7 protein-coding genes are annotated in these 4943 nt (G+C 69.3%); 4 read left to right on the top strand and 3 right to left on the bottom strand.

Annotated features, from left to right (window positions below; all coding sequences use genetic code 11):
* Both ACT4N3_RS06860 and ACT4N3_RS06855 read right to left on the bottom strand, forming a co-directional pair.
* Nucleotides 1–592 (bottom strand): S1/P1 nuclease (locus tag ACT4N3_RS06860; RefSeq protein WP_444854466.1); only part of this gene is annotated, 592 nt, incomplete at its 3' end.
* Entirely contained in the window at nt 589–1554 is a 966-nt protein-coding gene (locus ACT4N3_RS06855) for an isoaspartyl peptidase/L-asparaginase family protein (RefSeq protein ID WP_444854465.1), read from the bottom strand. The genes ACT4N3_RS06855 and ACT4N3_RS06860, both read right to left, overlap by 4 nt.
* Before the next feature lie 104 nt (nt 1555–1658).
* Between ACT4N3_RS06855 and ACT4N3_RS06850 the strand changes: the two genes are divergently transcribed.
* The 4 genes from ACT4N3_RS06850 to ACT4N3_RS06835 are packed head-to-tail and all read left to right on the top strand — an operon-like array spanning nt 1659 to nt 4582.
* Nucleotides 1659–2570 carry an SPFH domain-containing protein gene (locus ACT4N3_RS06850; protein ID WP_444854464.1) on the top strand — a complete coding sequence of 304 codons (912 nt, stop codon included), beginning with the start codon at nt 1659–1661 and terminating at the stop codon, nt 2568–2570.
* 11 nt (nt 2571–2581) lie between these two features.
* Nucleotides 2582–2782 carry a toxin-antitoxin system HicB family antitoxin gene (locus tag ACT4N3_RS06845; protein WP_444854463.1) on the top strand — a complete coding sequence of 67 codons (201 nt, stop codon included), beginning with the start codon at nt 2582–2584 and terminating at the stop codon, nt 2780–2782.
* A gap of 9 nt (nt 2783–2791) precedes the next feature.
* Nucleotides 2792–3280, top strand: a complete 489-nt coding sequence (locus ACT4N3_RS06840; RefSeq protein ID WP_444854462.1) for a hypothetical protein — start codon at nt 2792–2794, stop codon at nt 3278–3280.
* 48 nt (nt 3281–3328) lie between these two features.
* Nucleotides 3329–4582 carry a M24 family metallopeptidase gene (locus ACT4N3_RS06835; RefSeq protein WP_444854461.1) on the top strand — a complete coding sequence of 418 codons (1254 nt, stop codon included), beginning with the start codon at nt 3329–3331 and terminating at the stop codon, nt 4580–4582.
* Nucleotides 4583–4715: 133 nt separating this feature from the next.
* Here the strand turns inward: ACT4N3_RS06835 and ACT4N3_RS06830 are convergent.
* Nucleotides 4716–4943: hypothetical protein (locus tag ACT4N3_RS06830; protein WP_444854460.1), on the bottom strand; the 228-nt coding region annotated here is incomplete at its 5' end.

Here is a 4943-nt window from a genome sequence, read left to right as displayed (position 1 = left end):
CGAGGATTCCCGCCGCCTCACCCACCGGCTGCGAAATGCCGCGATCGGCCAGATAGCCGTCCCAGGCGGCGTGCAGATTGGTCGGGATGATCCCGTAGGCGATACGCACCCGATTGCCGCCGAGGTCATTATGGTCGCCGGCATGCATCGGCTGGTGCAGGTCGCCCATGAAGTGGAGCAGGAAGTTCAGCGCCATGATCCGCTCGCGGACAGGAATGCGGCGGTCGGCGAGGATGCGGACGTTGCGTTCGATCTGGGCCGAGACGCAATTGCCGTCGCGGCACGCCGCCGGCAGTTCGAAAGGCCGGCAGATATCGACGTTTTGATAATGCCAGGGCCGGCTGTAGATGAACCGCTCTCCCTGCGTCAGCGCGCAATCGGGCCAATAGGCCGCGGTCTCCATCGTGCCCGCCCGGCAGGCCGGCGTTTCCAGCAGCCGTGACTGGGCCAGCAGCCGGCGCAGCTCGGCCCGGGTGCGCGGGTTCGCCTCCAGCCAGGCGATCCGCGCCACCGTGCCATGGCCATATTGCCACCAGGCCGCGGCCGGCGAGGGGAGCAACACGGCAAGCGCGAGCAGCGCTGCTGCCATCATCGAGCGCAACGCTCTCCTCCTTCGTCTCCGTAGATGGCGACCGTCCGGCTCCCGGCGGACGCCGTGCCGCGATACATTCCGGGGGTGTTGAAGCTGAACGCGCCGCTGCCGTCAGGCGCGACGACGATCACCCCGCCGGTGCCGCCGAGCGCCTTCACCTCGGCCATCACCGCGTCGGCCGCGGCCTGCGCGCTCTCGCCGCCATATTTCATCCGCGCAGCGATCTCGTGCGCGACGCCGATGCGCAGGAAATATTCGCCCGCGCCGGTGCTGGAAACGGCGCAGGCCCGGTCGTCGGCGAAGCAGCCGGCGCCGATGATCGGCGAATCGCCGATCCGCCCCCAGCGCTTGCCGGTCAGCCCCCCGGTCGAGGTCGCGGCGGCGACATGGCCGGCGGCATCGACGGCGACGGCGCCGACCGTGCCATATTTGAGGTGGACGTCGAACTGCTCGGATTCGGGCCGGCCGCGCAGCTCGTCGAGCTGGCGGCGGCGCTCGGCGATCTCGAAATAGCCGGGTTCCTCCTGCGGCAGGCCTTCGTCGCGGGAGAATCGGTCCGCGCCCTCGCGGCTGAGGAAGACGTGCGGGCTGTCCGCCATGACCGCGCGGGCAAGGCTGATCGGGTTGCGGGTGGCGGTGACGCCGCTCACCGCGCCGGCGTTGCGGTCGCGCCCGTCCATGATCGCCGCGTCCATCTCGATCCGGCCTTCATAGGTGAAGACCGAGCCGCGGCCGGCGTTGAAATGGGGATCGTCCTCCAGCACCTTGACCGCCGCCTCGACCGCATCGAGCGCCGTGCCGCCGCCGGCCAGGATCGTTTCTCCCGCCCCCAGCGCCCGGCCGAGCGCGGCGCGAATCTCCGCCTCGTCGGCCTCGGCAATCCTGCCCCGCTCCATCCGCCCCGAGCCGCCGTGGATGACGAGCCGCCAGGGCGCGGACGATGATGGTGGAGAAGCGGCCATGCGCCGCCTGTAGAGGCGCCGCGCCCCGTCCTCAACCGCCGCTGCCCGATTCCGCTTGCGTTCGGCAAATCATATAAATATGATATCATTATTCTTGGGAGGGTATGATGACCGAATCGACTGCCAACGACGCCGGCCTGACGGTGAGCCGCGAGAGCGCGGCCGCGACTGCGAGCGGCTATCTGATGCTGCTGGTCCTGCTGCTTTCGATGGTCGCGATCGGCTGGGGCATCGCCGAGGCGGCGGCGGGTCGCGGCGCCATGGCGGCGCTCGGGATTGCCGGCGGCTCCTTCGTCTTCCTGTTCGTGCTGTGCGGGTTCTACATGCTGCAGCCGAACCAGGCGGCGGCGATCACTCTGTTCGGTTCCTATCGCGGCACCGACCGGACGAGCGGGCTTCGCTGGGTGCTGCCCTGGATGATCCGCAAGAAGGTCTCGGTCCGCGCCAACAACATGATTTCCGAGCGGCTGAAGGTGAACGACGCGCGCGGCAATCCGATCGAGATCGCGGCGCAGGTCGTCTGGCGCGTCACCGACACGGCCCAGGCCCTGTTCGACATCGACGACTACAAGGCGTTCGTGATCGTCCAGACCGAGGCGGCGGTGCGCACGATCGGCTCGCGCTACGTCTATGACGATCTTGAGCATCCCGAAGAGGTCACCCTGCGCGGCAGCCACGAGGTGGTGAATACCGAGCTCCGGCTGGAGCTGATCGAGCGGTTGAAGATCGCCGGCATCATTGTCGACGAATGCGGCCTGACCCATCTCGCTTATGCACAGGAGATCGCCGGCGCGATGCTCCGCCGGCAGCAGGCGCAGGCGGTGGTCGCGGCGCGCGCGACCCTGGTGGCCGGCGCGGTCGGCATGGTCGAGATGGCGCTCGACTCCCTGAGCGAAAAGGGCGTCGTCGAGCTGGACGACGAGCGCCGCGCGACGATGGTCTCGAACCTGATGGTGGTGCTGTGCGGCGAGCGCGAGGCGCAGCCGGTGGTGAACGCCGGCACCCTCTATCAGTAAGGGATGGCCGGGTGCCCGACGCAAAGAAGGCCTATCCGCTGCGCGTCGAGCCCGCTCTCTGGGCGGCGCTCGAACGCTGCGCGGCGGCCGACTTCCGGTCGGTGAACGCCCAGATCGAGGTCCTGCTGCGCGAGGCTCTGGCGCGGCGCGGCGTGAAGGTCGCGCCGCCCGAGCAGCGCCCGCGCGGCCGGCCGAAGAAGGAGGATCGATAAAAGATGCCCATGGGATTGCCCAGCGAAGCCGCTGGGCCGCTTTTCCTGTCGGCGGTCCTGTTGGCCGCCTTCCTCATCGTCTGGTGGCGCGGCGCGCGGGGGATCGACGCAGGCGCGGCAATGCCCGCCGCTTTGCTCGCTCTCGGCTTGCAGTCGCTGCATGTCGCGGAAGAGTTCAGCACCGGCTTCCAGCACCGAATGCCGGCTTTGTGGGGCCTCCCCGCCTGGTCGGACGGTTTTTTCGTCAGCGTCAACCTGGCCGCGATCGCGCTCTGGTGCGCGGCTTTGGCCCGGCTTGCCAAGGGACGCGCCGGCCTGCCCGCGCTTACGCTGCTCTGGTTTCTTGGCCTGGCGTCGATCGGCAATTCGATCTGGCACCCGCTTCTCGCTTTGGCGACAAGCGGCTATTTTCCGGGACTGGCGACGGCACTGGCGATGCCGATCACGGGTGCGTTGCTGTTGCGGGCATTGATGAGGCCGCCCGCGCCGGGCCGCTGATCTTGCCAAGCCGGTGCATGCGCTGCACGGTCGGCCAGGGAGCGCGCGATGAACATCAGCAGACGATCGGTTCTGGCAGGCGGGGCGGCGGCCGCGGCGCTATCGGCCCTCGGCCCGTTCGCCGCTTTCGCGCAGGAGACGGCAACGGGCCTCAGGCCGATGACCGGCGACGTCGTGCCGATCGGCCGCGACGAATATCTCGCCCGTATCGCCCGCGCGCGGGATCTGATGGGCCGGCATGGCCTCGCCGCTTTGCTGATAGAGCCCGGCTCGTCGATGACCTATTTCTGCGGCGTCCAATGGTGGCGGAGCGAGCGGCTGACGGCGCTCGTCATCCCGCGCGAGGGCGAACCCTGCGTCGTCACGCCGGAGTTCGAGGAGCCGTCGGTCCGCGAAAGCCTCAAAGTCCCGGCCGAGGTCCGGATCTGGAACGAGCACCAGAATCCGCACGAGCGGGTGGCCGGTATCCTTCGCGACCGCCGCGCGACCGGCCCGGTCGGGATCGAGGAGACGGTGCGGTATTTCGCCGTCGACGGGCTGAGGCGGGCGATGCCGAGTGTCGAGATCAGGCCCGCCGATCCGGTCGTGCGCGGTTGCCGGATGATCAAGACGGCGCACGAGCTGGCGCTGATGCGGAAGGCGTCGGACATCACCATCGCCGCCTATCGCCACATCGCGCCGCGCATCCGGGCGGGGATGAATCCGGCGCAGATCGAGGCGATGTACGTCGCCGCGGCGACCGCTCTGGGCGGGCGCGGCGCCGGCGGGCTGATCCTGCTCGGCGAGGCGAGCGCCTATCCGCACGGCTCCGGCCAGCCGCAGGCGGTGCGCGAAGGCGAGGTCGTGCTGCTCGACAGCGGCTGCAACGTCGAAGGCTATGCGTCGGACATCTCGCGCACCTTCGTCTTCGGCGCGCCGACCGCGGCCCAGCGCCGGGTCTGGGAGCAGGTCCATGAGGGCCAGCGGATCGCCATGCGCGCCGCCCAGATCGGCCGGCCGGCGGGCAGCGTCGACGACGCGGTGCGCGCCCAATATGAGCGCTGGGGCTACGGCCCGGGCTACCGCCTGCCCGGAACACCGCACCGCACCGGCCACGGCATCGGCATGGACGGGCACGAGCCGGTCAACCTCGTCCATGGCGAGACGACGCCGCTCGCCGCCGGCATGTGCTTCTCGAACGAGCCCGGCATCTACATCCCCGGCCAGTTCGGTATCCGGCTGGAGGATTGTTTCTATATGACCACCGAAGGGCCGCGCTGGTTCTCGACCCCGCCGCCCTCGATCGACCGGCCCTTCGACTAGCACACAGAGGCTCAATATGCCCCCTCTCCCCGGCGGGGAGAGGGATGGGGTGAGGGGGTTCGGCGGTCGAGAATAATCTCCAAGGTCCGACACCCTCACCCAACCCTCTCCCTCAAGGGAGAGGGCTAAGCAGTTATAGCCTCATCATCCCGCGCTGGGGCTCGCGCGTGCCGACGCTCTCTGCCGTGAGCGGCGCCCCGGCATCGAGCAGCGCCTGGCGCCGGCCGGCCGGATTGGTCGACATCTGCGCCTTCTCGAACTTGTAGAAGCGATCGATGCAGTCATGGCCGAGCGCGCGCGCGACCCAGCCGGCGGTTCGCGGCCAGCGCCCGGCGTCGATCTCGAACCGCGCATAGGCGGC

It is taken from the genome of Sphingosinicella sp. (genome assembly GCF_052388015.1).
Lineage (GTDB): Bacteria > Pseudomonadota > Alphaproteobacteria > Sphingomonadales > Sphingomonadaceae > Allosphingosinicella.
This window is presented reverse-complemented; position numbering and strand designations above follow the sequence as displayed.